Annotated in this window: 24 protein-coding genes and 2 tRNA genes; 23 read left to right on the forward strand and 3 right to left on the reverse strand. The window is 45.2% G+C overall.

Annotated elements, in window-relative coordinates:
- Nucleotides 1-63: 63 nt before the first annotated feature.
- The 15 genes from folP (at nt 64) to F0232_RS15320 (ending at nt 15524) form a co-directional block, all read left to right on the forward strand.
- Nucleotides 64-894, forward strand: a complete 831-nt coding sequence (gene folP / locus F0232_RS15250; RefSeq protein ID WP_105057556.1) for a dihydropteroate synthase — start codon at nt 64-66, stop codon at nt 892-894.
- A 21-nt stretch (nt 895-915) separates the two neighbouring features.
- Nucleotides 916-2256 carry a phosphoglucosamine mutase gene (gene glmM / locus F0232_RS15255; RefSeq protein ID WP_105057555.1) on the forward strand — a complete coding sequence of 447 codons (1341 nt, stop codon included), beginning with the start codon at nt 916-918 and terminating at the stop codon, nt 2254-2256.
- A 279-nt stretch (nt 2257-2535) separates the two neighbouring features.
- Nucleotides 2536-2868, forward strand: a complete 333-nt coding sequence (gene secG, locus F0232_RS15260; RefSeq protein WP_105057553.1) for a preprotein translocase subunit SecG — start codon at nt 2536-2538, stop codon at nt 2866-2868.
- A 16-nt stretch (nt 2869-2884) separates the two neighbouring features.
- Nucleotides 2885-2969: transfer RNA gene (locus tag F0232_RS15265), tRNA-Leu, on the forward strand.
- A 53-nt stretch (nt 2970-3022) separates the two neighbouring features.
- Nucleotides 3023-3099 (forward strand) — tRNA-Met (locus tag F0232_RS15270).
- Between the two features lie 234 nt (nt 3100-3333).
- Complete coding sequence (rimP, locus tag F0232_RS15275; RefSeq protein WP_004738265.1) at nt 3334-3789, forward strand: ribosome maturation factor RimP; 456 nt, start codon at nt 3334-3336, stop codon at nt 3787-3789.
- A gap of 35 nt (nt 3790-3824) precedes the next feature.
- Nucleotides 3825-5312 carry a transcription termination factor NusA gene (gene nusA, locus F0232_RS15280; protein WP_008218818.1) on the forward strand — a complete coding sequence of 496 codons (1488 nt, stop codon included), beginning with the start codon at nt 3825-3827 and terminating at the stop codon, nt 5310-5312.
- A 22-nt stretch (nt 5313-5334) separates the two neighbouring features.
- Nucleotides 5335-8025, forward strand: a complete 2691-nt coding sequence (infB, locus tag F0232_RS15285; RefSeq protein ID WP_008218816.1) for a translation initiation factor IF-2 — start codon at nt 5335-5337, stop codon at nt 8023-8025.
- Nucleotides 8026-8158: 133 nt separating this feature from the next.
- Nucleotides 8159-8572: a 30S ribosome-binding factor RbfA gene (gene rbfA, locus F0232_RS15290; RefSeq protein WP_004738271.1), complete on the forward strand. Its 414-nt coding sequence runs from the start codon at nt 8159-8161 to the stop codon at nt 8570-8572.
- Entirely contained in the window at nt 8572-9525 is a 954-nt protein-coding gene (gene truB, locus F0232_RS15295) for a tRNA pseudouridine(55) synthase TruB (protein WP_008218812.1), read from the forward strand. Before rbfA ends, truB begins: the two co-directional genes overlap by 1 nt.
- 218 nt (nt 9526-9743) lie before the next feature.
- Entirely contained in the window at nt 9744-10013 is a 270-nt protein-coding gene (rpsO, locus tag F0232_RS15300) for a 30S ribosomal protein S15 (protein ID WP_004740633.1), read from the forward strand.
- Nucleotides 10014-10368: 355 nt separating this feature from the next.
- Complete coding sequence (pnp, locus tag F0232_RS15305; protein ID WP_008218809.1) at nt 10369-12489, forward strand: polyribonucleotide nucleotidyltransferase; 2121 nt, start codon at nt 10369-10371, stop codon at nt 12487-12489.
- Between the two features lie 124 nt (nt 12490-12613).
- Nucleotides 12614-13537 carry a lipoprotein NlpI gene (gene nlpI, locus F0232_RS15310; protein ID WP_004740631.1) on the forward strand — a complete coding sequence of 308 codons (924 nt, stop codon included), beginning with the start codon at nt 12614-12616 and terminating at the stop codon, nt 13535-13537.
- A 153-nt stretch (nt 13538-13690) separates the two neighbouring features.
- Nucleotides 13691-14098 carry a MarR family winged helix-turn-helix transcriptional regulator gene (locus tag F0232_RS15315; protein ID WP_029235552.1) on the forward strand — a complete coding sequence of 136 codons (408 nt, stop codon included), beginning with the start codon at nt 13691-13693 and terminating at the stop codon, nt 14096-14098.
- A gap of 88 nt (nt 14099-14186) precedes the next feature.
- The gene (locus tag F0232_RS15320; RefSeq protein WP_105057552.1) at nt 14187-15524 is read left to right on the forward strand and encodes an MATE family efflux transporter; all 1338 of its coding nucleotides are present in this window, start codon (nt 14187-14189) and stop codon (nt 15522-15524) included.
- Nucleotides 15525-15609: 85 nt separating this feature from the next.
- Here the strand turns inward: F0232_RS15320 and F0232_RS15325 are convergent, their stop codons facing one another.
- The 3 genes from F0232_RS15325 to F0232_RS15335 form a co-directional block, all read right to left on the reverse strand.
- Nucleotides 15610-16488 carry a U32 family peptidase gene (locus F0232_RS15325; protein ID WP_017059237.1) on the reverse strand — a complete coding sequence of 293 codons (879 nt, stop codon included), beginning with the start codon at nt 16486-16488 and terminating at the stop codon, nt 15610-15612.
- A gap of 18 nt (nt 16489-16506) precedes the next feature.
- Nucleotides 16507-17520 (reverse strand): peptidase U32 family protein, encoded by a 1014-nt coding sequence (locus F0232_RS15330; protein WP_105057551.1) that lies wholly within the window; start codon nt 17518-17520, stop codon nt 16507-16509.
- Between the two features lie 168 nt (nt 17521-17688).
- Complete coding sequence (locus F0232_RS15335) at nt 17689-19728, reverse strand: bifunctional diguanylate cyclase/phosphodiesterase (protein WP_105057550.1); 2040 nt, start codon at nt 19726-19728, stop codon at nt 17689-17691.
- A 215-nt stretch (nt 19729-19943) separates the two neighbouring features.
- Here F0232_RS15335 and F0232_RS15340 point away from each other — a divergent pair, with 215 nt between their 5' ends.
- The 8 genes from F0232_RS15340 to F0232_RS15375 all read left to right on the forward strand — a co-directional run bounded on the left by F0232_RS15340 (nt 19944) and on the right by F0232_RS15375 (nt 26260).
- On the forward strand, nt 19944-20513 hold the full coding sequence (locus tag F0232_RS15340) for an SCP2 domain-containing protein (RefSeq protein ID WP_008218795.1): 570 nt from the start codon (nt 19944-19946) through the stop codon (nt 20511-20513).
- Entirely contained in the window at nt 20497-21000 is a 504-nt protein-coding gene (locus F0232_RS15345) for a GNAT family N-acetyltransferase (protein ID WP_061032515.1), read from the forward strand. The genes F0232_RS15340 and F0232_RS15345 overlap by 17 nt, the downstream gene beginning before the upstream one ends.
- A gap of 158 nt (nt 21001-21158) precedes the next feature.
- The gene (locus tag F0232_RS15350) at nt 21159-21557 is read left to right on the forward strand and encodes a DNA polymerase III subunit psi (RefSeq protein WP_061032516.1); all 399 of its coding nucleotides are present in this window, start codon (nt 21159-21161) and stop codon (nt 21555-21557) included.
- On the forward strand, nt 21550-22005 hold the full coding sequence (rimI, locus tag F0232_RS15355; RefSeq protein WP_061032517.1) for a ribosomal protein S18-alanine N-acetyltransferase: 456 nt from the start codon (nt 21550-21552) through the stop codon (nt 22003-22005). Before F0232_RS15350 ends, rimI begins: the two co-directional genes overlap by 8 nt.
- A 160-nt stretch (nt 22006-22165) precedes the next feature.
- Nucleotides 22166-23746, forward strand: coding sequence for a peptide chain release factor 3 (gene prfC / locus F0232_RS15360; protein WP_061032518.1), 1581 nt, complete (start codon nt 22166-22168; stop codon nt 23744-23746).
- Nucleotides 23747-23844: 98 nt separating this feature from the next.
- Nucleotides 23845-24000 (forward strand): DUF5363 family protein, encoded by a 156-nt coding sequence (locus tag F0232_RS15365; RefSeq protein WP_171731593.1) that lies wholly within the window; start codon nt 23845-23847, stop codon nt 23998-24000.
- Nucleotides 23981-24793: a TatD family hydrolase gene (locus F0232_RS15370; RefSeq protein WP_061032520.1), complete on the forward strand. Its 813-nt coding sequence runs from the start codon at nt 23981-23983 to the stop codon at nt 24791-24793. Before F0232_RS15365 ends, F0232_RS15370 begins: the two co-directional genes overlap by 20 nt.
- 204 nt (nt 24794-24997) lie before the next feature.
- Nucleotides 24998-26260 carry a NupC/NupG family nucleoside CNT transporter gene (locus F0232_RS15375; protein WP_061032521.1) on the forward strand — a complete coding sequence of 421 codons (1263 nt, stop codon included), beginning with the start codon at nt 24998-25000 and terminating at the stop codon, nt 26258-26260.
- Nucleotides 26261-26702 lie beyond the last annotated feature (442 nt).

A 26702-nucleotide genomic window follows, 5' to 3' on the forward strand; every position in this document is an offset into this window, starting at 1 on the left:
GAGTACGCTCAGGGTTTTTCTGTTTATAGCCTATGGTGTTTTTCCCTTTAAGATCGGCCTTCCATGATATTAAAAGCAAATAATAAAACTCTCGTGTTAGATCGCCCACATGTGATGGGTATCCTCAATGTCACCCCTGACTCTTTCTCTGACGGTGGGAAATTTAACTCACTTGATAATGCCTTACAGCAAGCTGAACGCATGGTTCAAGCGGGCGTTAGCATTATCGATATTGGTGGTGAGTCAACTCGACCTGGCGCTCCTGATGTTTCGTTAGAAGAGGAGCTTGCCCGTGTCATTCCTGCTATTAAAGCCATTCGTGCCAAGTTTGATGTGTGGATCTCGATAGATACCAGTAAAGCGGAAGTGATGCGCCAAGCTGTTGAAGCGGGCGCTGATTTGATCAATGATGTGCGCGCTTTGCAAGAGCCTGGAGCATTACAAGTCGCCGCTGATGCTAATGTTCCGATTTGTCTGATGCACATGAAAGGTCAGCCGAGAACCATGCAAGCTAACCCAAGTTATGATGATGTTCTTCAGGATGTAGAAGCATTCTTGCAAGAAAGGGTAGAAGCGTGTGAGGCGGTGGGTATTTCAAAAGATCAGCTGATCCTTGATCCTGGCTTTGGCTTTGGGAAAACCATCGAACACAATTATCACCTACTAGCGCATCTTGAAAAGTTTCATTCGTTAGGCTTACCTGTTTTAGCGGGGATGTCGAGAAAATCGATGATCTTTAAATTGCTAGACAAGGTTCCGGCCGACTGCATGGTCGCAAGCGTCACTTGCGCGACGATTGCCGCGATGAAAGGCGCACAAATTATTCGCGTTCATGATGTCGAGGAGACACTGGAAGCGATGAAAATAATCGAAGTGATGAACAACAATCACTAAATATAATTAAGGAAAATCACTATGTCTGATAAAAGACGTTATTTCGGCACAGATGGTGTGCGTGGCAAAGTAGGCCAGTACCCGATCACACCTGATTTTGTTCTGAAGCTTGGCTGGGCTGCTGGTCGTGTACTTGCGAAGCAAGGTACAAAGAAAGTTATTATCGGTAAAGATACGCGTATCTCTGGTTACATGTTGGAGTCTGCGTTAGAGGCAGGTCTTGCTGCTGCTGGTTTACAAGCGACGTTCACTGGTCCTATGCCAACACCTGCTGTTGCTTACCTAACACAAACATTCCGTGCTGAAGCGGGCATCGTAATCTCGGCTTCACACAACCCTTATTACGATAACGGTATTAAATTCTTCTCTTCTGAAGGCACTAAACTTCCAGATGATATCGAGCTGGCGATCGAAGCTGAACTTGATAAAGAGATTGAGTGTGTTGACTCTTCTGAGCTTGGTAAAGCAGTTCGTCTAAACGATGCGGCAGGTCGATACATTGAATTCTGTAAGAGCACGTTCCCGAATCAAATGACCCTTGCTGGCATGAAGATTGTTGTTGACTGCGCTCACGGCGCGACTTACCACATTGCTCCTGCGGTATTCAAAGAGCTAGGTGCTGAGGTTGTTGCTATTGGTGTTGAACCAAACGGTACCAACATTAACCACGAAGTGGGTGCGACGGATGTTCGCGCTCTTCAGGCGAAAGTGCTAGAAGAGAAAGCTGCACTAGGCCTTGGCTTTGATGGTGACGGTGACCGTATCATCATGGTTGATGAGTTAGGTAACAAGGTTGATGGTGACCAAATTGCTTACATCATTGCTCGCGATGCATTGCGTCGTGGTGAGCTGAAAGGTGGTGTTGTTGGTACGCTGATGACCAACCTAGGTATGGAAAACGGCCTTAAGCAGCTAGGTATTCCATTTGTGCGCGCTGCAGTTGGTGACCGTTATGTAATGGAACAACTGCTAGCAAAAGGCTGGAAGATCGGTGCTGAAAACTCAGGTCACGTTATCCTGCTAGATAAAGTGACAACTGGTGATGCTATCGTTGCAGCACTGCAAGTTCTTGCTTCAGTAGTTGGCAGTGAAATGACATTGAATGAGCTTTCTCAAGGCATGACGCTATACCCGCAAGTCTTAGAAAACGTTCGTTTCAGTGGTGATTCAAACCCACTGGAAGCAGACGCAGTGAAAGCAGCTGTTGTAGAAGTAGAAGCTGAGCTTGGCGAGAAGGGCCGTGTATTACTTCGTAAGTCTGGTACAGAGCCACTATTGCGCGTAATGGTTGAAGGTGAAGATGCTGAACTGGTTCAATCATCAGCACTTAAGATTGCAGATGCAGTAAAAGCAAACTGCTAATTTAGTGGTTTGCTCAGCAGGTACCATTAAGAGTGCTTGTACGTAAAAACGGTTGAATTATAGAGTGGTCAAAAGGGGTACAAATGAGTTTTGTGTCGCTTTTGGCCTTTTTTTAACCGTTCACTTGGTAAAGGCTTATTTTTTAGCAAATTCTCCTTGTCAGCCATCGTCGCATTCGCTAGTATTGCTCGGCCTTCAGTTAGGAGGTCGCTAGCCTTGTTCTTGAAAATAACTTTTTTGAACGGCGCTGGCTCAACAATTAGGAACATAGGTGGAAAAATGTTTACAGTTCTACTTGTGATTTACCTGTTGGCAGCGCTTGGTGTAATTGGCCTAGTGTTGATTCAACAAGGTAAAGGCGCAGATATGGGAGCCTCTTTCGGTGCTGGCGCTTCAAACACTGTGTTTGGTGCTAGTGGCTCAGGAAATTTCCTAACCCGAATGACTGCAATTTTTGCAACTACATTTTTTATCCTTAGCTTAGTGCTTGGTAATATGTCTACACATAAAACTGAGTCACAATGGATGGACCCGACTCAAGGTCAGGTAATCCAACAAGCTGAAGATGCAGTGAGTGAAGTTCCGGCGCAAGGCGACGAGATTCCACAATAATCTGTAAAGATTTGATGCCGAGATGGTGAAATTGGTAGACACGCTAGCATGAGGTGCTAGTGCCTTAGGGTGTGAGGGTTCGAGTCCCTCTCTCGGCACCATGTTTACAAACTTGTAAAACATCTTGTTGGGCGTATAATGCTCGCAAGTCGGACGCGGGATGGAGCAGCTTGGTAGCTCGTCGGGCTCATAACCCGAAGGTCGTCGGTTCAAATCCGGCTCCCGCAACCAATTTTAAGTGCTATATTTAGTCTTGATTGGTAGCAAGTTTGCACAGTGTGAACCTCACTGTGAGTTAAGTGTGATATCGAATGTGATGGCACTTAGCATATAAGGGTCCAGCAACAAAAACCCCGGCTTATACGGGGTTTTTTGTTATCTAAGCATTTGTAAATGCGTTTAGATAATGTTTGCTTGGAATTTAAATTGGGCTTTGAGCCCTTTTTTTGTTTCTGGAGTGGTTAAATGACTGGTTTAGAAAGACAACTTACTGAAATGCTTGACGCTCCAGTAGCAGCATCAGGTTATGAGTTAGTTGGATTAGAATTTATTCGTGCTGGTGAGCACTCAACGCTACGTATTTACATCGATTCTCCAAACGGCATCAATGTAGATGACTGCGCTGAAGTTAGTCACCAAGTAAGTGCCGTAATGGATGTTGAAGATCCAATTTCAGTGGCTTATAACCTTGAAGTGTCTTCACCAGGTTTAGAGAGACCACTGTTCAAAGCAGAGCATTACCAACAATTTATTGGTCACGAGGTAAGCATCGTTTTGAAAATGGCTGTCGGCAACCGTCGTAAATGGAAAGGTGATATCCAATCTATTGAAGGCGAGACAGTAAAAGTATTAGTTGAAGGACAAGAAGAAGAATTCGTCCTGAGCAATATTGCGAAAGCGAACCTGATCCCTAAATTTTAGTTCTCCTAGAGAGAAGAGCTTAAGAGGCTAGATTAATGAACAAAGAAATTTTGGCGGTAGTAGAAGCTGTTTCTAATGAGAAAGCAGTTCCTCGTGAGCGTATTTTTGAAGCGCTTGAAATCGCGCTTGCAACGGCAACAAAAAAGAAAAGCGAACTAGAAATTGAAGTTCGTGTTGAAATCGACCGTAAAACAGGTGATTTCGAAACTTTCCGTCGTTGGGAAGCTGTTGAAGTTGTTGAAAACCCAACAAAAGAGATTTCTCTTGAAGCTGCTAAGTACGACGATCCAGAGATCGAACTTGGCGGTTTCATTGAAGATGACATCGAGTCAGTAACGTTTGACCGTATTACGACTCAAACTGCGAAGCAAGTTATCGTACAAAAAGTACGTGAAGCAGAGCGTGCTCAAATCGTTGAGCAGTTCATCGACAACGAAGGTGAGCTAGTAACTGGTGTGGTTAAGAAAGTTAACCGTGACACGATCATCCTAGACCTAGGTAACAACGCTGAAGCGGTAATCCTACGTGATGACCAACTTCCTCGTGAAAACTTCCGTCCAGGCGACCGTGTACGTGGTCTTCTATACGCAGTTAAACCAGAAGCTCGTGGCTTCCAGCTATTCATTACTCGCTCTAAGCCAGAAATGCTAGCTGAGCTATTCCGTGTTGAAGTACCTGAGATTGGCGAAGAGCTAATTGAACTTAAAGGTGCTGCACGTGACGCAGGTTCTCGTGCTAAAATCGCTGTGAAAACAAACGACAAGCGCATTGACCCAGTGGGCGCGTGTGTTGGTATGCGTGGTGCACGTGTACAAGCTGTATCTGGCGAGCTTGGCGGCGAGCGTATCGATATCGTTCTTTGGGACGATAACCCAGCTCAGTTCGTAATCAATGCAATGGCTCCTGCTGATGTTGCTTCTATCATCGTTGATGAAGATGCACACTCAATGGACATCGCTGTTGAAGCGGACAACCTAGCGCAAGCTATCGGCCGTAGCGGTCAAAACGTACGTCTAGCATCTCAACTGACTGGTTGGGAACTGAACGTAATGACGGTTGAAGACCTTCAGAAGAAACACCAAGAAGAAGCGGTTGCTTCGATTGAAAACTTCATGAAGCACCTAGACATCGAAGAAGACTTTGCTCAGCTACTTGTTGAAGAAGGCTTCTCTACGCTAGAAGAAGTGGCTTACGTACCAGTAAACGAACTTCTTGAAGTTGATGGCCTAGACGAAGGTATCGTTGAAGAACTACGTAACCGTGCAAAAGATGCACTAACGACTCTAGCACTTGCGAAAGAAGAGACGTTTGACGGTGTTGAACCTGCTGAAGACTTGCTAGCACTTGAAGGCCTAGAGCGTGAAATGGCTTACAAACTTGCAGCAAAAGGCGTGGCAACATTGGAAGACCTAGCTGACCAAGGCGTTGATGAACTAGAAGGCATTGAAGACCTAACTGCAGAACGTGCGGGCGAGCTAATTATGGCAGCACGTAACATCTGTTGGTTCGGCGACGAAGAATAATTCAGCAAGGAGAGAAAGCGGTATGACACAATTAACAGTTAAAGCACTGAGTGAAGAGATTGGTACGCCAGTTGACCGCTTAATTGAACAACTTGCTGATGCAGGCATGAAGAAATCAGGGTCGGATCAAGTAACTGATTCAGAGAAGCAAACATTGCTAACGCACCTTAAAAAGGAGCATGGCGATACTTCTGGTGAAGCAGAGCCGACTCGTTTAACTCTTCAACGCAAGACCCGCAGCACGCTAAGTGTTGCCGCTGGAGGCGGTAAGAGTAAGGATGTTCAAGTAGAGGTACGTAAAAAGCGTACTTACGTGAAGCGCAGCGCTATTGAAGATGAAGCGAAACGTGAAGCTGAGGAAGCAGCTAAGCGTGAAGCGGAAGAGAAAGCACGTCAAGAAGCTGAAGAGCTTGCGAAACGTGAAGCTGCAGAGAAAGCACAGCGCGAAGCTGATGAGAAAGCAAAACGTGAAGCGGATGCAAAACGTGATGCTGAAGAAAAAGCTCAACGCGCCCAAGCTGAAAAGGCTAAAAAAGACATGAATTCAAAAAATGCAGACGCTAACGCACAAGCGAAAAAAGAAGCGGATGAACTAAAAGCTCGTCAAGAGCAAGAAGCACAGCGTAAAGCTGAAGCTGAAGCGGCGAAGCTAGTTGAAGAAGCTCGTAAGCTAGCTGAAGAGAACGAAGCGCGCTGGTCTGAAGAAGAGCAGAAGAAGAAAGAACAAGAGAAGTCTGCGGACTACCACGTGACAACTTCTACTTACGCTCGTGAAGCTGAAGATGCAGCTGACCAGAAAGAAGAAAAAGCGCCTCGTCGTCGTAAGAAGAAAGCAGCTCCAGCTAACCAACCTGGCAACAACCGTGGTGGTCGCAACCAACGTGGTCGTGGTGCTAAAGGTAAGCTTGCTAAACCAACTTCAATGCAGCAAGGCTTCGATAAGTCAGCAACTGTTGCTAAATCTGACGTTGCTATCGGCGAAACTATCGTTGTATCTGAACTGGCTAGCAAAATGTCAGTTAAAGCAACTGAAGTTATCAAAGTAATGATGAAGATGGGCGCTATGGCGACTATCAACCAAGTGATTGACCAAGAAACAGCACAACTTGTTGCTGAAGAAATGGGTCACAAGGTAATCCTACGTAAAGAAAACGAACTTGAAGAAGCAGTACTAGCAGACCGTGATAACGATGCTATCGCTGAAGGTCGTGCTCCAGTTGTTACTATCATGGGTCACGTTGACCACGGTAAAACATCGACACTTGACTACATTCGTAAAGCACACGTTGCTTCTGGCGAAGCTGGCGGTATCACGCAGCACATCGGTGCTTACCACGTAGATACTGACAACGGCATGATCACTTTCCTTGATACTCCTGGACACGCGGCGTTTACTGCTATGCGTGCACGTGGTGCTCAAGCGACAGATATCGTTGTACTAGTAGTGGCAGCAGACGATGGCGTAATGCCACAAACAATCGAAGCGATCCAGCACGCGAAAGCGGCAGGCGTTCCTCTGATTGTTGCTGTGAATAAGATCGATAAAGAGGGTGCAAACCCAGACAACGTTAAGAATGAGCTAGCTCAATACGACGTAATCCCTGAGGAATGGGGCGGTGAGAACATGTTCGTTCACATCTCTGCTAAACAGGGTACAAACATCGATGGTCTTCTAGAAGCAATCCTTCTTCAGTCTGAAGTTCTTGAACTGACTGCAGTTAAAGAAGGCATGGCATCTGGTGTTGTTGTTGAATCTCGTCTTGATAAAGGTCGTGGTCCAGTTGCAACAGTCCTAGTTCAGTCAGGTACTCTAAACAAAGGCGACATCGTTCTTTGTGGTCAAGAGTACGGCCGTGTTCGTGCAATGCGCGATGAAAACGGTAAAGAAGTAGTGACAGCAGGTCCTTCTATCCCAGTAGAGATCTTAGGTCTTTCTGGTGTACCAGCTTCAGGTGATGAAGCAACAGTAGTACGTGATGAGCGTAAAGCTCGTGAAGTTGCGAACTACCGTCAAGGTAAATTCCGTGAAGTGAAACTAGCTCGTCAACAGAAAGCGAAACTAGAGAACATGTTCTCTAACATGGCTGCTGGTGAAGTTGCTGAACTGAACGTAGTACTTAAAGCTGACGTTCAAGGTTCTGTAGAAGCAATTGCTGACTCTCTACTGAAACTATCAACTGACGAAGTTAAAGTGAACATCGTAGGTTCTGGTGTTGGTGGTATTACTGAAACTGATGCAACACTTGCAGCAGCTTCTAACGCTATCATCCTTGGTTTCAACGTTCGTGCTGATGCAACTGCGCGTAACACGGTTCAGAACGAAAACCTAGATCTACGTTACTACTCAATCATTTACCAACTGATCGACGAAGTGAAACAGGCTATGGGCGGTATGCTTGCTCCTGAATTCAAACAAGAGATCATTGGTCTTGCTGAAGTACGTGACGTATTTAAGTCACCTAAACTTGGCGCGATCGCTGGTTCTATGGTTACTGAAGGTGTAATTAAGCGTAACAACCCAATCCGCGTACTACGCGACAACGTTGTTATCTACGAAGGTGAACTAGAGTCACTTCGTCGCTTCAAAGACGACGTTCAAGAAGTTAAGAATGGTTACGAGTGTGGTATCGGCGTTAAGAACTACAACGACGTACGCGTTGGTGACCAGATCGAAGTATTCGAAATCGTTGAGGTTAAACGTACTCTAGACTAATCGTCTGTACGACTCGACATATTGACTAAGGTTACTAACATTACTAGTAAAGGTAAGAAGTAATCGGTTGTTGAATACACCATGGGGGGCTGGTAATTACCAAGCCCCCCATCTTTCTAAGTGAGAAAAGAAAATGTCAAAAGAATTTAGCCGCACACAACGTGTGTCTCAGCAGCTTCAAAAAGAGCTTGCTCTTATCCTACAACGTGAAGTTCGTGATTCACGTATCGGTATGGTAACGATCTCAGACGTAGAAGTGTCTCGTGACCTTGCGTACGCAAAAGTATTCGTTACTTTCCTATGTATTGGTGAGCAAACACCTGAATCATGCCTTGCTGCTCTTAAAGAGCATGAAGTGCCAATCCGTATGGCGCTAGGCAAGCGTATTCGTCACCGCCTAACACCTGAAGTACGTTTTACTTACGACAACACACTAGTAGAGGGCATGCGTATGTCTAACCTAGTAAGTGAAGTTCTGAATGACGACAAGCGTAAGCAAGAAGCTGCAGGCCGCACTGACGAAACTCAGTCTAAGGGCGAAGAGTAATGGCTCGCCGTCGTAAAGGTCGCCCTATTAATGGGGTAATTCTGTTAGATAAGCCAACGGGCATTTCATCTAATGATGCACTGCAAAAAGTAAAGCGTATTTACTTTGCAGAGAAGGCAGGGCACACAGGTGCACTGGATCCTCTTGCGACCGGCATGCTGCCAATCTGTCTTGGTGAAGCAACGAAGTTCTCTCAGTTTCTTCTAGATTCTGACAAACGCTACGTTGTGATCGCTAAGCTTGGTGAGCGTACCAACACTTCGGATTCAGATGGTGAAGTGGTTGAAACTCGTGAAGTGAATGTGACTCAAGAGCAACTTGAGCGTTGCATTGAAAGCTTCAAAGGTGAAACAGACCAAGTACCATCGATGTTCTCTGCATTGAAGTACCAAGGCAAGCCATTGTACGAGTACGCTCGTGCTGGTATCGAAGTCCCACGTGAATCACGTAAGATCACTGTCTACTCGATTGATCTGCTTCGCTTTGAAGGTGATGAGGTTGAGATGGAAGTACACTGTTCTAAAGGTACTTATATCCGCACGATCACGGATGACCTTGGCGAAATGCTAGGGTGTGGTGCTCACGTGACCATGCTTCGTCGTACTGGTGTTGCGAAATACCCTTACGAGCGCATGGTAACATTGGAGCAGCTTAACGAGATCTTAGAGCAAGCGCAGGCGCAAGAGATTGCACCTAAAGAGCTGCTTGACCCGTTACTAATGCCAATGGATACTGCCGTTGAAGATTTACCAGAAGTAAACCTTAATGCCGAACTGACAGATTTGGTTCAGCATGGTATGCCTGTTCAGGTTGCCGGTGCGCCAACGGAAGGTACGGTTCGCATGACAAGCGGCGAAGAGAAGCTGTTTGTTGGCGTTGCTCAGATCGCGGACGATGGCCGAGTTGCACCGAAACGTTTGGTTGTTTTCAGAGATGAAGAGCCACAAGCGTAACGCTGAAACCGAGTTAGGTATTGGTGTTTAGCCTTGAAAAGCGAATCAATAAAGTAGAAAGCGAACGCTTAATTTAAGCGCTTCGCTTTTTTCGTTTCTAAGGCCATCGATTGTTATTGCACCAAATGACAAACTTCCCTATAATCCTCGGCTCGCGTAGCGGCTGAATCAGAGATTGGCTGCTACAAATATTAAACTACTCTTATCAGGAGAGAATTATGTCTCTGAATGCAGAAACTAAAGCAGCAATCGTTGCAGAATACGCGCGCTCTGAAGGCGACACAGGTTCACCAGAAGTACAAGTAGCACTACTTACTGCTTCTATCAACCACCTACAAGGTCACTTCAAAGCTCACAAAGGCGATCACCACAGCCGTCGTGGTCTTCTACGTATGGTTTCTAGCCGTCGTAAGCTTCTTGACTACCTGAAAGGTAAAGACCTTTCTCGTTACCAAGACCTAATCAAGCGCCTAGGCCTACGTCGCTAATAGCGATGTCTGCAAAGACTGTTTGAAGAAAAAGGAGCATTTATTGCTCCTTTTTTTGTGCCTGAAAGACAGAGTTTGAGCTATTTCACGGAGCTTTTTCAGTACGAAAATATCCCTGTATATAAAAATAGTTTATACTATGCCTCGCCTGTACAGCTAACTGTATAGGTATTATACGACCCAGAAGTTACAGTCACAGATGTCGGCCAATAGGTCGCGACTATTCAAAGTGGATGTACGCTGTATTTTTTCGATACAGCTCATAAAATCCGTCTGCTTCGACTAGTCGCGATTGGTGATTTTTGGGTTTCAACTTACTGACTCTAAAGAACAATCTTTAGATAAAGGAAATACAATGTTTGAGAAACCAGTTGTAAAAACGTTTCAGTACGGTAACCACACAGTTACTCTAGAAACTGGCGTTATTGCTCGTCAAGCTACTGCAGCAGTTATGGTAACAATGGACGATACTTCAGTATTCGTATCTGTTGTTGGTAAAAAAGAAGCGGTACAAGGTCAAGACTTTTTCCCTCTAACGGTTAACTACCAAGAGCGTACATACGCTGCTGGTAAAATCCCAGGTGGCTTCTTCAAGCGTGAAGGTCGTCCATCAGAAGGCGAAACACTAACGGCTCGTCTAATCGACCGTCCAATTCGTCCTCTTTTCCCAGATGCATTCAAGAACGAAGTTCAAGTTATCGCTACAGTAATGTCTGTTAACCCAGACGTTCAGCCTGACATGGTAACAATGATCGGTACTTCTGCAGCACTTGCTATCTCTGGTATCCCGTTCAACGGTCCTATCGGTGCAGCACGTGTTGGTCACATCGACGGTCAACTAGTACTTAACCCAAGCAACACTGAGCTAGAAACGTCTAAGCTTGACCTTGTTGTTTCTGGTACTGCTGGTGCGGTTCTAATGGTTGAGTCTGAAGCAGACAACCTAACAGAAGAAGAGATGCTATCAGCGGTAGTATTTGGTCACGATCAACAACAAGTTGTTATCAACGCGATCAACGAATTCGCAGCCGAAGTTGCTACTCCTGCATGGGATTGGGTTGCTCCAGAAGAGAACACTGCGCTTAACACTCGCATCGCTGAGCTAGCAGAAGCGAAGCTAGTTGAAGCTTACCAAATCACAGAGAAAATGACTCGTTACGACCGTATCCACGAGATCGCGGCTGAAGTTAACGAAGTTCTAGTATCTGAAGACGAAGAAGTAAACCTAAAAGAAGTTCACTCTATCTTCCACGACCTAGAGAAAACAGTGGTACGTCGCAGCATCATCGCTGGTAACCCACGTATCGATGGCCGTGAAAAAGACATGGTTCGTGCACTGGACGTTCGCACTGGCGTTCTTCCACGTACTCACGGTTCTTCTCTATTCACTCGTGGTGAAACTCAAGCTATCGTTACTGCTACGCTTGGTACACAGCGTGACGCTCAAATCATCGATGAGCTAACAGGCGAGCGTAAAGATAACTTCCTACTACACTACAACTTCCCTCCATACTGTGTTGGCGAAACTGGTTTTGTAGGTTCTCCTAAGCGTCGTGAAATCGGCCACGGTAAGCTAGCTAAGCGTGGTATCGCTGCAGTAATGCCTTCTGTTGATGAGTTCCCATACACAGTTCGTGTTGTATCGGAAATCACTGAATCTAACGGTTCTTCTTCAATGGCTTCTGTATGTGGTACATCTCTAGCGCTTATGGACGCAGGTGTTCCAATCAAGTCTTCTGTTGCGGGTATCGCAATGGGTCTTGTTAAAGAAGGCGATGACTTCGTAGTTCTTTCTGACATCCTTGGTGACGAAGACCACCTAGGTGACATGGACTTTAAAGTAGCAGGTACTAACGACGGTATCACTGCACTTCAAATGGACATCAAGATCGAAGGTATCACTAAAGAGATCATGCAAATTGCTCTTAACCAAGCGCAAGGTGCACGTAAGCACATCCTTTCTGTAATGGATGAAGCTATCTCTGGTGCTCGTGAAGATATCTCTGAGTTCGCTCCACGTATCCACACAATGAAAATCAGCTCTGATAAGATCAAAGATGTTATCGGTAAAGGCGGCGCAGTTATCCGTGCTCTTTGTGAAGAAACGGGTACTACGATCGAAATTGAAGACGACGGCACAATCAAGATTGCTGCTACTGAAGGCGCTGCTGCTAAAGAAGCTATCCGTCGTATCGAAGAGATCACAGCTGAAGTTGAAGTTGGCCGCATTTACCAAGGTAAAGTTGCTCGCCTAGCTGACTTCGGTGCATTCGTAACTATCCTTCCAGGTAAAGATGGTCTAGTACACATCTCTCAAATCGCTGACAAGCGCGTTGAGAAAGTGTCTGACTACCTAACTGAAGGTCAAGAAGTTCCTGTTAAGGTTCTTGAGATTGACCGTCAAGGCCGTGTACGTCTAAGCATGAAAGAAGCAGTTGAAACGCCGGCTGAAGGCGAAGCACCTGCTGCTGAGTAATTCTCAGTGTGTCGATAGTGATATCGCTTTTTAGTGATTTTTAACCTATCGTCAACAAAGCATGTTATAAAGGGGAGCATATCGCTCCCCTTTTTAATTGCGGTCATAACAGGAGTAATTATTTGTGAAATGGTTTCAAACCGCGAGTATGTGTTTACTGCTTGTACTAACTGGTTGTGCAACAACATCAGATAACGCCTCAAGTTGGGTTTACCCGCCTATGGCTGTGCCATTGCAACCAAGCGTTCAGCAAGAAGTTCAGATTGCACGTTTGAGTCAGCTACTGCAGCGCCCAGATCTGAATGATGAAGTTAGAGCTAAGATGCTGTTTGAACGTGGCAACTACTACGACAGTGTCGGTCTAAGGGATTTAGCGCGTTTAGACTTCAATCAGTCTCTTTCATTGAACCCTGCTCAGCCTGATATCTTCAACCTTTTGGGCGTCTACTTCACGCAAGTAGGGGAGTTTGATGCGGCTTATGAATCTTTCGACTCTACGCTCGAGCTTGATCCTGCGAATTCATATGCTGAGAGAAACCGCGCTATCGCACTCTATTATGGTGAGCGTTACGACTTAGCCAATGAAGAAATGATGAAGCACTACGCCGATGATCCGAGCGATCCATTCCGCGCGCTTTGGTTATACATCATTCAGCATGAGCTAACGCCAGAGCAAGCTAAGCTTGACCTGCAAAAACGTTATGAGAATCATGACGAGCAGTGGGGCTGGGTATTAGTCGCTATCATGCTCGATGACATCACTGAAGAGCAGGCATTCAAAGCGATCTTAACCGGTACTCGTGATAACACGTTGCTGGCACAGCGTTTAACTGAGACATATTTCTATCTGGCTAAGCGTTACCACATGAACGGTGACTACGCGAATGCGATCTCTTTGTATAAGTTGTCGGTCTCTTTTAACGTATTCGAATACGTAGAGCATCGTTACTCTTTCTTAGAGTTGAGCCGTATTTTCACTACGCTAAAAGCAGAGCACCTCGCTCAAGCTAAGCTAGCTGAAGCAGAGCAAGAAGCTGATGCTCGCTAAATAGATTATTTTTACTATCAAAGCCGCTGCCAGTCAGCGGCTTTTTTGTGCCTACTTTTTATGATCTTTGTCTCGTTTTGGATTGCTTTTTATTTAAACAGGATTAAAATAGTTAGCTTTGCTAACTAAGTGCTATTCTTTGATTGGATGAGTATGCTAAACCAGAATTTAGAGAAGATAGAACGCTTCGCCTCGAAAGTATGGCGAACACAAGTAAATGAAGATCCTATCTGCCAGTTGAGCTTCAATGAATATGACTACTTGAAGGTGATTCAGGCCTCTCCTGAGCCGATTCGATTGACCGATCTTGCTATTGAAATGCAAGTGACTAAGCCTTCAGCGACCACTATGGTACAAAGGCTTGAGAGAAAAGGCCTGGTCGAGCGTAAGGCTTCATTGGAAGACGCGAGATCTAAACTCGTAGTACTGACGCACAAAGCAGAATTAGGTTTAGAAGAAGAGAGCAAGATCTATCATGTGATGGCACAAATACTGGAAAGTCGTTTGTCTGAGCAAGAGTCTACGCAATTGAACCAGTTATTAGACAAAGCGTTGAAGTAATTAATTTAGATATTTAGTTAGCCTTATTAACTAATTTATCGAGTCATATCCCACTGATATGTGACTCACAATGAAAGTAGAGTAAGAGATGAGTAACTCAATTAGTCGTCAATTTTGGCGATACACAATCCCAACGGTAGCAGCGATGCTGGTTAATGGCCTCTACCAAGTGGTGGATGGCATCTTTATCGGTCGTTATGTCGGCGCTGATGGGCTGGCGGGTATCAACGTCGCGTGGCCAGTGATCGGTTCGATTCTTGGCCTAGGTATGCTGGTGGGTGTCGGTACTGGTGCGCTGGTATCGATTCGTCAAGGTGAAAAAGACACTCAAGGTGCTAAGCAGATCTTAGCCACGGGTTTAACCTTGTTGTTAGCCATAACACCAATTGTTTCTGTATTGCTGTATCTGTTTGCCGATAACTTTTTGCTTTGGCAGGGCGCTGAAGGGCGAGTGTATGAGCTTGGCTTGCAGTACTTACACATCTTGATTGGAGCCAGTGTATTTACCTTGGGTTCTATCGCAATGCCGTTTCTACTGCGTAACGACGATAGCCCGAACTTAGCAACAATCCTGATGATTATTGGTGCGGTTATTAATATCGTTCTGGATTACGTGCTTATCGCTCTATTTGGATGGGAGTTGATGGGCGCGGCATTGGCTACAGCGATTGCTCAGTTTGTGGTAACGGCTCTCGGCTTGGCTTACTTCTTCTCACGTCGAGCAAACCTACGTTTACGTTGGAATGAGTTGAGATTGAAACTGGATGTGATTCCACAAATCTTCGCGATTGGTACATCAAGCTTCTTTATGTACGCTTATGGTTCGATGATGGTGGCGTTGCACAATGCGTTGTTCTCTCAATATGGCGACCAGTTGATGATTGGTGCGTACGCGATTTTAGGCTACATCGTGACGGTTTATTACCTCACGGCTGAAGGTATCGCCAACGGCATGCAACCATTGGTGAGCTACAATCATGGTGCGCGTAACCAAGCGAACATCCGTAAGCTACTTAAGATTGCGATGATGAGTTCAGTATTGATTGGTGTGGCGTTCGCGCTGCTTCTGAACGCGTTCCCACGTGAGTTTGTGTCAGTATTTAACTCAGACGAACCTCAGCTAGTTGAGTACACCGTGTTGGGTATTCGACTTCACATGTTTGCACTGGCGCTGGATGGCTTCTTGGTTGTAGCGGGTGCTTACTATCAGGCAGTGAACAAGGGCAGCAAGGCGATGTTTGTGACGATAGGCAATATGCTGATCCAACTGCCGTTCTTGTACATTATGCCTAAGTTGTACGGTGTGCCGGGGATCTGGATTGCGTATCCACTGTCTAACATCGCGCTAAGTGTTGTGGTGATGGTAATGCTCTACAAAGATCTAAAGAAGCTCGATGCCTCACCGATGGAAACAGCGACGGCATAGGTCGCGTTTCTTAAGTCGAATAAAAAAGGTCTAGCGAATGCTAGACCTTTTTTATATCTGTTGCTGGTTAGTCCAATGTAAGGAACTAGATGTTCTTAACGTCTAAACCTGCAAGCTGATGCCAGTAACCATTGCATTGGCGGCTTTCAATCTTCATCGGTTTTTGACCTTGCTCGTTTGCTCTGAAGTTATTGATTTCAGAGAAGGTATCGATACCGAGTGGGCTTAAACGAACCACATCAACCAAGTCGTGCATATTTGGCAAATCATTGACTAGGTTGTAACAGTAGCCTGATTGCGTCTGGATACCATTAAGATTGAAGACTGATTGGCCTTCTTGGCTTTCTACTTGTAGCCCTGTTGGGTACTTGATACAGCAGGTTTCGCAATCGTCTTTAGCTTTGTTTTCCGCGCGAGCGGTAAAGCAGCGTGCTGAGTAAGCAAGCGGCAGGTAGCCGTGGCTAAACACTTCTACTTCGAACTTATTACGGATGTTCAGTTCTTCACACTGGGTCATTACGTTGCTTAGCCATTCGCGAGAAAGCTCAACCGGCATACACCAACGCGTCATACCTTGTTTCAAGAACAGGTTCAGGGTGCGCGCGTTGTAGGTGTTCACTGCTGGGCCAACCACGAAAGGTACTTTGCTTTCGCTGGCCAGTTGAATTGCAGACACATCATTGGCTTCGATCGCAAAGTCACCATTATCGATGTACTTCTTCATGATGTTGACTTCGCTTGGCGCTTCGAGCAAAGCCATGGTCGAGAGGACAACTTGCTTACCTGAAGCAGACAGCTCTTTAGCAATGTCCATCCAGTGTTTCGCTTTCATCTCACGACGTTTTGAACACACAGCTTCACCTAGATAGATGATGTCGGCAGAGCTTGATTTCGCTTGCTCATAGAAGCTTTCAACGTCTTGTTTTGGCCAAAAATAAAGAAGAGGGCCTAATGCGTATTTCATTGAGTTCTCCATTTGGCTCTATTGCCATTTACGGTGATAAGCGCCAAGCGTGGTTTGTGTACCTTCAGATACATTCGCCAGTGTCGCATTCCAAGCTTGTTCCACTTGGTATTGTTCTGGGTTCGCTAAGTAGCGATCGATAGCTGCGCGCCACGTGCGAGTGACTTGTTCAACATAAGCAGGGCTGCGTTGGCGACCTTCAATCTTCACTGAGGCAACATTTGCCGAGAAAAGCTCAGGCAACATCGATAGCGTGTTGAGGCTGGTTGGCTCTTCAAGTGCGTGATAGCGCTTACGTTCACCATCGATATCTGCTTCAAAGCGGCCTTTACACAACGTTGGGTAACCTGCGTTTTCACCTGCTTCATATTTATCGATGAGGATTTCGTTCAAGCGAGACTCGAGGCCAGTTTCTGTTTCTTGCCAGCGAACGTATTTCGCCGGAGAACAAGCACCAACGGTGTTTGGTGATTCGCCAGTCATGTATGAAGAGAGGTAGCAACGACCTTCAGCCATGATGCACAAGCTACCAAAAGCGAATACTTCAAGGTCAACGTCAGAAGTGATATTACGAGAAAGCTGTTTGACCTGATGAATCGACAACACACGCGGCAGTACGACACGCTTAACGTTGAAATTTTTATGGTAGAAGTCGATAGCTGCTGCATTGGTTGCCGATGCTTGCACTGATAAGTGCAGTTCAAGGTCTGGGTACTTATTTGCTGCGTACTCAAGCACCGCGATGTCTGCGATGATCAGCGCATCAACACCCAGTGCAGCGGCGTTGTCTACGGCATTGGTCCAACGGTCGAAGCCATTTGGGTGAGCAAATGTGTTTAGGGCAACATGAATTTTCTTGTTGTGGTCATGCACATACTGCACAGCACGATCGAGCTTTTTACCCGCAAAGTTTAGGCCTGCAAAGTGTCGGGCATTGGTATCGTCTTTGAATCCGATATAGACAGCATCCGCACCACAATCAATAGCGGTTTTCAAAGCAGGTAAGTTACCCGCTGGGCATAAGAGTTCCATTTGCTCACTACCAGTAGAATTAAGTTGAAGCGAGCATTTTATGAAGAATTGTGAATGACGGAATTGATGTAAGGCAGGTTTAGATGGATAAATCTGCTTTTACTCCGTTTGAGGTACTGACGAGTGACCATTTTACATGTTGGCTTGGTTTAAATTTGAGGTACTTGATTAGTTCTTATGACGGCGGTTTTGGGCAAACAACTCTTCGACATCTTGTTTTGGTTGCGGACGATAGAAGTGGAAGCCTTGAATCGAACTACAGTTGAGGTTAGACAGCAGAGTCGCTTGCTCACTGGTTTCGACACCTTCAGCAACCACAGTTAAATCGAGAGATTTACCTAGGTTGATGATGTTTTCAATTACGGTGATTTGCTTTGGTAGGGTATCGATATCAGAGATGAAAGCACGGTCTATCTTAAGCTCATCAATTGGGAAGCGAGCAAGGTAAGACAGTGAAGAGTAGCCGGTACCAAAATCATCAATGGAGAGAGCAAAGCCAAGTTTCTTGATGGCGTTAAGCATTTGAAGTGTGTGTTCACTATCACTCATTACCGCGCTTTCCGTTAGCTCAAACGTAATCGCACTTGGATCAAGCTCGGTCGAACGCAGCAATTTTTCCATGTAATCAATCAGCTTTGGATTACCAAACTGTTCTGGAGATAGGTTGATCGCGACACGACCTGGAAGGATACCTTGCATCTTCCAGCGTTTAACCGTAGCAAATACTTCGCGCATCACCACTCTACCAAGTTGTTCGATAAGACCAGCTCGCTCCGCTACAGGAATGAACGCGGCCGGGCTGATATAACCTTCGACAGGATGCTTCCAACGTACCAGAGCTTCAGCGCCGTTGATGGTGAAATCACGGGCATTCACTTTCGGTTGATACCAAACCTCTAGTCCATTTTGTTGCAGCGCTTTTTGTAGCTCTATCTCGAGCCACAGTCGCATGCGCGCTTCTTTGTTCATCTGCTCGTTGAACTTAATTAAGCGGTTACGACCACGATCTTTGGCTTCATACATCGCGGTATCGGCATTTTGCAGCAAGATACGCGCATCGGTGCCGTCTTGAGGAAAGCGTACGCTACCAATCGAGCAAGCTAGGCGCTTACTAAAATGGTGAAGGTCAAAAGGCTGATTGATCAGTGAAATGATCTTTTCTGCTAGTGTTTCTGCGGTTCTAGGGTGTTCCGGTTCTGGCAGAATGATACCAAATTCATCGCCGCCTAAATGGCCGACCACCGCTTGACGAGGCAGTAATCGTTTAAGGCGTGAAGCCACTTCTTTGATCACTTTATCGCCAATGTGGTGCCCTAACGAGTCATTGATATTCTTAAAGTTATCAATATCCAAGTACATCATGACAACCGGTGTATCGTTGTGAATGAATTGCTCTAGGCGCTTGGTAAAACCGACTCGATTGTAGAGTTTAGTCAGCGCGTCTATGTAGGCATCTTCACTATTGGCTGGTGTGTATTGTTTGGTTGTCTCTTGAGCGTCTTGAATGAGTACCAGTTGGGTGCTGCTTCCAAGAATAGCGGTTGAGTCTATGTGCAGTTGAACTTTACGTTCGAAGCCGCATCGGGCACCCGTTAAGCAAACCAAACCAGACTCAGAAATAATAGAGCTGAGGCTGTTATTGAAGACTGTTTTGGTTTGTTCATCGATAAATAAGCGTCCTAACTCTTCACCAATCAATTCGGTGGTGGAGTTAAAACCAAGCAGGCGTGCAGCAGCTGGGTTAGACGACAAAATGTAGTCGTTTTCAACCAGTAGTAGCCCGTCGGGTAGCAGTTGAGAGAGCTTATGGAATTTTGCTTCGGATTCTTCTAAAGAACGAACCAGTACTTGATTTTCTGACGTATCGAAGGCGTGGAAGACGATGTAATCCGTATTCTTACCATTGGTCAGTGGAGACAAGCTGAAGTGGAGGCTAGTATCAAGGTCTGTTTCGTTGAGGGTGACTTCGGCTTCAATGGTTTCGCCGTTGAATGCGCGTTCGTAGTAAGGCTTTAGGTGTTGATAGAATTGTTCGCCTAAGGTTTGGCGGTCGTTCATGCCTGCAAGTTCAGCTTGGCTCAAACCAGCAATATCGCAATAACGCTCATTCACCATAAAGTAGTTATGTTGAGCATCAAGCACTGCAAAAAAGAAAGGGCTGTTTGCAGTTAGCTGGGTAAACCAATGTTGTAGTTGCTGGGGAGGCATCAAAGTACTACCAATTCTCCAAGAGCTTGATTATTCACAATCGATAAATAGTTATTACTTTTGTGTGGTTATCGATATTTACCTGTGAGTGCAGCGATCCGCTGTAATTCTCATTACCTGAATTACTATAACTGTGATTTTCAGGATATTAAAGGTCGGGCATCAAACAGAAGTTAATTTGATACATAACAGTAACTGAGATCTTAACATCATCTATGATGCATTCCATATTATTGACAAAGTTACGGATAAGTCACGTGATAAACAAGATTCGCACTCAACTAGTTCAAAATGCCGCATCAATTTTGCGATCTCCAGTCCAGTTATTGCCTAAAACAGTACAAAAAAGAGCCTTGTTAGAGGGGCTTAAGAACGTATTCAAAGAGGCGCTAGAAGACGGTGACTTTGAGTTCCTAGAAGATAAATGGCTTAAAGTCTCGATAAAGGATATGGGGTTAAGTTGGTGTATTAGCTACCAAAATGAGCAACTGGTTGTAGCGGATAAAGAGGTTGCTGAAGATGTAAGCTTTAGCGGGAATCTCAATGATCTTGTACTGATTGCGGGGCGTAAAGAAGACCCAGATACGCTTTTCTTCCAGCGTAGACTGTCTATTGAAGGCGATACCGAGCTCGGTTTAGAAGTCAAAAACTTGATGGACAGCGTAGATTTAGACTTATTGCCAACTCCCTTGAAAACTTTGTTAAATCAATTAGCTGATTTTGTGCAGAAGGGAGTACAATCCCCGGATACACAAAGTGAGGTAATGAATGCTTATTCGAACTGAAGCACCGGCAGATATACTTGTCATTGATCGTTTATTGAAATCTGTTTTTGAAACGGATGCAGAAGCCAACCTGGTTATGAGCTTGCGTGAGAATAGTCATTTAACGCTGTCGCTGGTGGCTTGTTCTGATGAAGGCGAGGTTGTTGGGCACCTGATGTTTAGCCCGATCACGCTGCATGGTGACGATCATAACTGGCAAGGGCTTGCTCCGCTTGCAGTGAAAGAAGAGTTTCGCAATCAAGGTATTGCCAAAGCATTGGTTGAAGATGCTTTCTCTACTTTGGTTGATTTTGGTTACCCAGCCTGTGTCGTGCTTGGCGATCCTGCGTACTACGGTCGTTTTGGTTTCAAAGCCGCGAGCGAATTTGGTTTGAGTTGCGCTTGGGATGTACCTGAAGGTGCTTTTCAAGCCATTGAGTTGGTTGAAGGTGCACTTACTGGGCATGCTGGTGAAGTGGCTTACAGCCAAGAATTCAATGAGTTATAAGGCTACTTCTCACGCAATATGATGCAAACTGATTTAGTCTAAATAAAGGAGCTTGATGCTCCTTTATTTTTTGTTAGTATCAGCCCAACTCTCATAAGCGGTTTTGAAGTTCGTTCAAACAAACCGCCGACCACCAACCTAAGGTTATAACCCTAGATATGTCACAAACACACGCACAGTACCTGCAAGAGATGGGCATAAGCCAATGGGAGCTTAGTCATCCAGAACGTTTGGCGGGTTATGAATCAAAACTGACTCCGCTAGCGAGCGATTGCAAGTTACTGTTGGTTTCGCCTGATAAACCTCAGGGCGAGCTCGCAGTGATGTTTGAGCGTGTGCTGAAAAGTATCAAGCTTGATTTATCTCAGGCACTACATATTCAGCCTCAACACCTAACCTCTATCGAACTTGGTGATGTTGAATGGGTGTGGTTTGCTGGTTGTGAATCGACTCAAGAGATTAAAGCTAAAACACTGCAATCCCCATTGTTGTCCGACATCAATGGCAATAACCAACATCGCCGTGACTTATGGCAACAAATTTGTGCATATGACTAATCAATTTTTACCGACTTCATCACATCATCTAGACGCTATTTGGCAGATAGAACAGGCTGCGCACTTTCATCCATGGTCAGAAAATATGATCCGAGATCTAGATAGTCGAGGCGCTTGTCATCATGTTCTTGAAGTCGATGGGCGAGTCGTCGGCTACTTCTTCGCGCAGAATATCGTTGGTGAAGTAACGCTATTAAATATTGCTGTGGATCCAAGCCAACAAGGCAAAGGCTACGGTAAAGCGCTGACTGAGCACTTCCTAGATATGTGTGAACAAGCTAACGCAGAAAGCGCGTGGTTAGAGGTTCGCGAAAGTAATGTGAACGCGTTTAATCTTTACGAAAAGGTTGGCTTTAATGAGGTGGACCGCCGTCGTAACTATTACCCAACCAAGCAAGGACAAGAAGACGCCATCATTATGAGCTATCTTTTTATGTCTTTTAACTAGCCATCTTGTCGCTTTTCGCTAAGCAGAGAATAAGCGGCAAAATAGGGTGCAAACTGACCCTTTAGAAAGTGACACGCTTTCTGTATAATCCGCACACAGAATTCAAGGGCAAGTATTATCTACTTGCCCTTTTTACGCTTTAGATCAGCAAAGGGCGACTATGTCTTTCCAACAAGAAGTGAGCAAACGTAGAACGTTTGCAATTATCTCTCACCCGGATGCGGGTAAAACCACGATTACTGAAAAAGTTCTTTTATTCGGAAACGCGATTCAGAAAGCGGGTACCGTAAAAGGCCGTGGCTCTAACCAGCACGCTAAATCTGACTGGATGGAGATGGAAAAAGAACGTGGTATCTCGGTAACTACGTCGGTAATGCAATTCCCATACAATGATTGCCTAGTAAACCTACTCGATACTCCAGGACACGAAGATTTCTCGGAAGATACGTACCGTACATTAACGGCGGTTGACTCTTGTTTGATGGTTATCGATGCTGCGAAAGGTGTCGAGGATCGTACTCGTAAACTGATGGAAGTAACGCGTCTGCGTGATACACCAATCGTAACGTTTATGAACAAACTTGACCGTGACGTTCGTGACCCAATGGAAGTGCTTGATGAAGTAGAAAGCGAGCTAGGTATGGCTTGTGCTCCAATTTCATGGCCAATTGGTTGTGGTAAAGAGTTTAAAGGTGTTTACCACATTCACCGTGACGAAACGATCTTGTACGAATCTGGCCACGGCCACGAGATCCAAGAAGTTCGTATCATCAAAGGTTTAGATAATCCTGATCTAGATGAAGCGGTAGGTGCTGATCTAGCGGAAAGCGTACGTGAAGAGCTAGAGCTTGTTATCGGTGCTTGTCCTGAGTTTGATCAAGATCTGTTCCTTGCTGGTGAGCTAACACCTGTTTACTTCGGTACCGCACTGGGTAACTTTGGTGTTGACCATATGCTTGATGGCTTAACGAAGTGGGCTCCAGCACCGCAAACTCGTCAAGCTAACGAGCGTGATGTTGTTGCGACAGAAGAGAAGTTCTCTGGTTTCGTATTTAAGATCCAAGCAAACATGGACCCTAAACACCGTGACCGTATCGCTTTCATGCGTATCGTATCTGGTACTTACAGCCAAGGTATGAAGATGAACCATGTTCGTACCGGTAAGAACGTCAGCATTTCTGATGCGGTAACTTTCATGGCGGGCGACCGTGCACGTGCTGAAAAAGCGTATGCAGGTGACATTATCGGTCTACACAACCACGGCACAATTCAGATTGGTGATACCTTTACTCAAGGTGAGAACCTGAAGTTCTCTGGTATTCCAAACTTTGCGCCTGAGCTATTCCGCCGTATTCGTCTACGCGATCCTCTGAAGCAGAAGCAACTTCTAAAAGGCTTGGTTCAGCTTTCAGAAGAGGGCGCAGTGCAAGTATTCCGCCCTATGCAGAACAACGACCTGATCGTTGGTGCGGTTGGTGTACTTCAGTTCGACGTGGTTGTAGCGCGCTTGAAAGCAGAATACAACGTAGAAGCTATCTACGAAGGTGTTAACGTTGCAACAGCTCGTTGGGTTGAGTGTGATGACGCTAAGAAACTGGAAGAGTTCAAACGTAAGAACCAATCTAACCTGGCGCTAGATGGTGGTGATAACCTGTCTTACATCGCACCAACGATGGTGAACCTGAACCTAGCTTCAGAACGTTTCCCTGACGTTAAGTTCCGAGCGACACGCGAGCACTAATTTCTTCGATCTCTATTCGAGTTAAACAGAAACGTCTATTGTTCTGCAATAGGCGTTTTTTAATGCGTGCCATTTTAGACAATAAGCTTGAGGTAAATATGTTGGGTTGGATAAAAGCTTGGGGTAGGAAATACGATAAGTGGTGTGAAGAGCTTGGATTGACACCTGAAAACAAGCGTAGTTGTGTTCCTTATCGTCGAGATCCTCAAGGGCAGCAAGTTGAGAGTGGAAAAGATGACACAGCAAACAAGTGATTTTCCGCTATTTGATACCCATTGCCACGCGGACTTTGAGGCGTTTGAGCAAGGTTTTTCCCATGAGCAGAGCGTTGATGGGTATATCAAAGAGGCAAAACAGGCTCAAGTTGAGAAGTTACTCATCCCTTCTATAGGTCAAAACAACTGGCATAAGCTTGAAAAGATCGCACAATCTCACCCCAATGTTTACTACGCATTAGGCTTCCATCCTTACTTTTTAGAGCAAGCGGATGCGGCGCAATTTGAGGAACTTAATCAATTACTCGCTTCAAAAACACGCCAGTGTGTAGCCATTGGTGAGTGTGGGCTGGACTTTTTTGTGGATGTGGAACAGGAGAAACAAGAGCGCTTTTTCATCCAACAAATGGAGCTTGCCAAGGCGTTTAATTTGCCTCTGATTATCCATGAAAGGAAGTCTTACAACCGTCTTATTCAATTAATAAAGCAGCACAAGTTTACTTTAGGTGGGGTAATTCACGGTTTTTCAGGAAGTGAACAGCAAGCTTTGGTGTGGATCAAGCTTGGTTTCTATATTGGTGTCGGTGGAACGATAACTTACCCAAGAGCGCAAAAAACACGCACAACCATCGCTAAATTACCGCTTGAGAGCTTGGTGTTAGAGACCGATGCTCCGGATATGCCAACCTATGGAAACCAAGGAAATGTTAATCATTCCAAACATTTAGTTACGATATCAAATGAACTTTTTTTGCTTAGAAAAGAGTCAAGGCAATCGATTGCAACGCAAATTTGGCAAAATAGCCATCGCGCATTCGGTATATGTGAATAAAATCTAATGTTTTTGTTTATCGTTTGCGTAAATTGCATCTCCATTGTGATTTGAGTCACATTTGTGTGTGAATGGTACATGAATCTTCTACGAAAGTGTGAGGGCGGCATTACTTTATTAGTGGTCGCATGAGTATAATTGCCCCCGCTTTATAGCCCCATTTTGTAACACGCCAATAAATAACTAATAAGGAAGTCATAAACTATGAGCCTGTTTATGAGCCTAGTCGGCATGGTTGTACTGATTGCAATCGCAGTACTACTATCTGACAACCGCAAAGCTATTAATATCAGAACAGTGGGTGGCGCATTCGCTATCCAATTCGCACTTGGTGCATTCGTACTTTACATCCCTTGGGGTCGTGATTTGCTTGCAGGTTTCTCTGCTGGTGTAGCAAACGTAATCGACTACGGTAAAGACGGTACTGGTTTCCTATTCGGCAGCCTAGTTAACTTCTCTGTTGACGGTATCGGTTTCATCTTTGCTTTCCAAGTTCTACCAACACTGATCTTCTTCTCTGCACTTATCTCTGTACTTTACTACATTGGTGTAATGCAGCTAGTAATCAAAGTTCTTGGTGGTGGCCTTCAGAAAGCTCTAGGTACTTCTCGCGCCGAGTCAATGTCTGCAGCAGCAAACATCTTCGTTGGTCAAACAGAAGCACCTCTAGTTGTTCGCCCATTTGTTCCTAAGATGACTAACTCTGAACTATTCGCAGTAATGTGTGGTGGTCTAGCATCTGTAGCTGGTGGTGTACTAGCGGGTTACGCATCTATGGGTGTTCCTCTAGAGTACCTAGTTGCAGCGTCATTCATGGCAGCACCTGGTGGTCTATTATTCGCTAAAATCATCAAGCCTGAAACAGATACGCCAGACGATAACATCGCTGACGACATCGACGGCGGCGACGATAAGCCAGCTAACGTTATCGACGCAGCAGCAGGCGGCGCGTCAGTTGGTCTACAACTAGCTCTTAACGTTGGTGCAATGCTACTAGCATTCATCGGTCTAATTGCTCTAATCAACGGTATCCTAGGTGGCATCGGTGGTTGGTTCGGTATGGAAAACCTAACTCTAGAACTTCTTCTAGGTTGGATCTTCGCACCGCTAGCATTCATCATTGGTGTTCCATGGGAAGAAGCAACTATTGCTGGTTCTTTCATTGGTCAGAAGACAGTTGTTAACGAATTCGTTGCATACCTAAACTTCGTACCATACGTTGGTGAAAACGCTCAAGTTGTTGCAGCGACTGGTCAAGTGATGTCTGAGAAGACTCAAGCTATCATCGCATTCGCACTATGTGGTTTCGCAAACCTTTCTTCTATTGCGATTCTACTAGGTGGCCTAGGTGGTATTGCACCAAGCCGTCGCCAAGACATCGCACGTATGGGTGTTAAAGCGGTTGTAGCTGGTACTCTATCTAACCTGATGGCAGCAACAATTGCTGGCTTCTTCCTATCTTTCTAATCAAGTAGATTTAGATATATAGACGCCACTTTAATATCGCCCCGTAGCAAGAAATTGCTGCGGGGCTTTTTTGTTTTTAGGCCTATTGATTCTGAACATGAGTTCGATTCGATGGTGGGTCTAAAATGTTTTTTTGAGATACAAACCGTTTGCGTTCTAAGGAGCACTACAATTTATTAATGGATACCTATAATGTATAGGCTCAAGGGATAGGATGTCTCTTGTTGGCAAGAAAGTAACCGCTTGGATTCGTCCGTGGTTATTCTTCTGGGATTAAGCCAAACTTAGCGATACGCTATAGATGTTAGACACAACATGACTGATTTGTTGTGCCATAGACCAAACTGGTACTGTGCGGTGACAAGGATTGCAATTGGTAACGAAAGTTATCAAGTCTTCAGGGAACCAAGTCCGTTCATTTGTGACTACTGAGCATTACTAA

The organism is Vibrio sp. T3Y01 (genome assembly GCF_013114525.1).
GTDB lineage: Bacteria > Pseudomonadota > Gammaproteobacteria > Enterobacterales > Vibrionaceae > Vibrio > Vibrio chagasii_B.

Excerpts from the sequence above, each read along its gene's own strand:
- folP (WP_105057556.1), top strand. The coding sequence starts at position 64 with ATGATATTAAAAGCAAATAATAAAACTCTCGTGTTAGATCGCCCACAT.
- glmM (WP_105057555.1), top strand. The coding sequence starts at position 916 with ATGTCTGATAAAAGACGTTATTTCGGCACAGATGGTGTGCGTGGCAAA.
- secG (WP_105057553.1), top strand. The coding sequence starts at position 2,536 with ATGTTTACAGTTCTACTTGTGATTTACCTGTTGGCAGCGCTTGGTGTA.
- rimP (WP_004738265.1), top strand. The coding sequence starts at position 3,334 with ATGACTGGTTTAGAAAGACAACTTACTGAAATGCTTGACGCTCCAGTA.
- nusA (WP_008218818.1), top strand. The coding sequence starts at position 3,825 with ATGAACAAAGAAATTTTGGCGGTAGTAGAAGCTGTTTCTAATGAGAAA.
- infB (WP_008218816.1), top strand. The coding sequence starts at position 5,335 with ATGACACAATTAACAGTTAAAGCACTGAGTGAAGAGATTGGTACGCCA.
- rbfA (WP_004738271.1), top strand. The coding sequence starts at position 8,159 with ATGTCAAAAGAATTTAGCCGCACACAACGTGTGTCTCAGCAGCTTCAA.
- truB (WP_008218812.1), top strand. The coding sequence starts at position 8,572 with ATGGCTCGCCGTCGTAAAGGTCGCCCTATTAATGGGGTAATTCTGTTA.
- rpsO (WP_004740633.1), top strand. The coding sequence starts at position 9,744 with ATGTCTCTGAATGCAGAAACTAAAGCAGCAATCGTTGCAGAATACGCG.
- pnp (WP_008218809.1), top strand. The coding sequence starts at position 10,369 with ATGTTTGAGAAACCAGTTGTAAAAACGTTTCAGTACGGTAACCACACA.
- F0232_RS15315 (WP_029235552.1), top strand. The coding sequence starts at position 13,691 with ATGCTAAACCAGAATTTAGAGAAGATAGAACGCTTCGCCTCGAAAGTA.
- F0232_RS15320 (WP_105057552.1), top strand. The coding sequence starts at position 14,187 with ATGAGTAACTCAATTAGTCGTCAATTTTGGCGATACACAATCCCAACG.
- F0232_RS15325 (WP_017059237.1), bottom strand. The coding sequence starts at position 16,488 with ATGAAATACGCATTAGGCCCTCTTCTTTATTTTTGGCCAAAACAAGAC.
- F0232_RS15330 (WP_105057551.1), bottom strand. The coding sequence starts at position 17,520 with ATGGAACTCTTATGCCCAGCGGGTAACTTACCTGCTTTGAAAACCGCT.
- F0232_RS15335 (WP_105057550.1), bottom strand. The coding sequence starts at position 19,728 with ATGCCTCCCCAGCAACTACAACATTGGTTTACCCAGCTAACTGCAAAC.
- F0232_RS15340 (WP_008218795.1), top strand. The coding sequence starts at position 19,944 with ATGATGCATTCCATATTATTGACAAAGTTACGGATAAGTCACGTGATA.
- F0232_RS15345 (WP_061032515.1), top strand. The coding sequence starts at position 20,497 with ATGCTTATTCGAACTGAAGCACCGGCAGATATACTTGTCATTGATCGT.
- F0232_RS15350 (WP_061032516.1), top strand. The coding sequence starts at position 21,159 with ATGTCACAAACACACGCACAGTACCTGCAAGAGATGGGCATAAGCCAA.
- rimI (WP_061032517.1), top strand. The coding sequence starts at position 21,550 with ATGACTAATCAATTTTTACCGACTTCATCACATCATCTAGACGCTATT.
- prfC (WP_061032518.1), top strand. The coding sequence starts at position 22,166 with ATGTCTTTCCAACAAGAAGTGAGCAAACGTAGAACGTTTGCAATTATC.
- F0232_RS15365 (WP_171731593.1), top strand. The coding sequence starts at position 23,845 with ATGTTGGGTTGGATAAAAGCTTGGGGTAGGAAATACGATAAGTGGTGT.
- F0232_RS15370 (WP_061032520.1), top strand. The coding sequence starts at position 23,981 with ATGACACAGCAAACAAGTGATTTTCCGCTATTTGATACCCATTGCCAC.
- F0232_RS15375 (WP_061032521.1), top strand. The coding sequence starts at position 24,998 with ATGAGCCTGTTTATGAGCCTAGTCGGCATGGTTGTACTGATTGCAATC.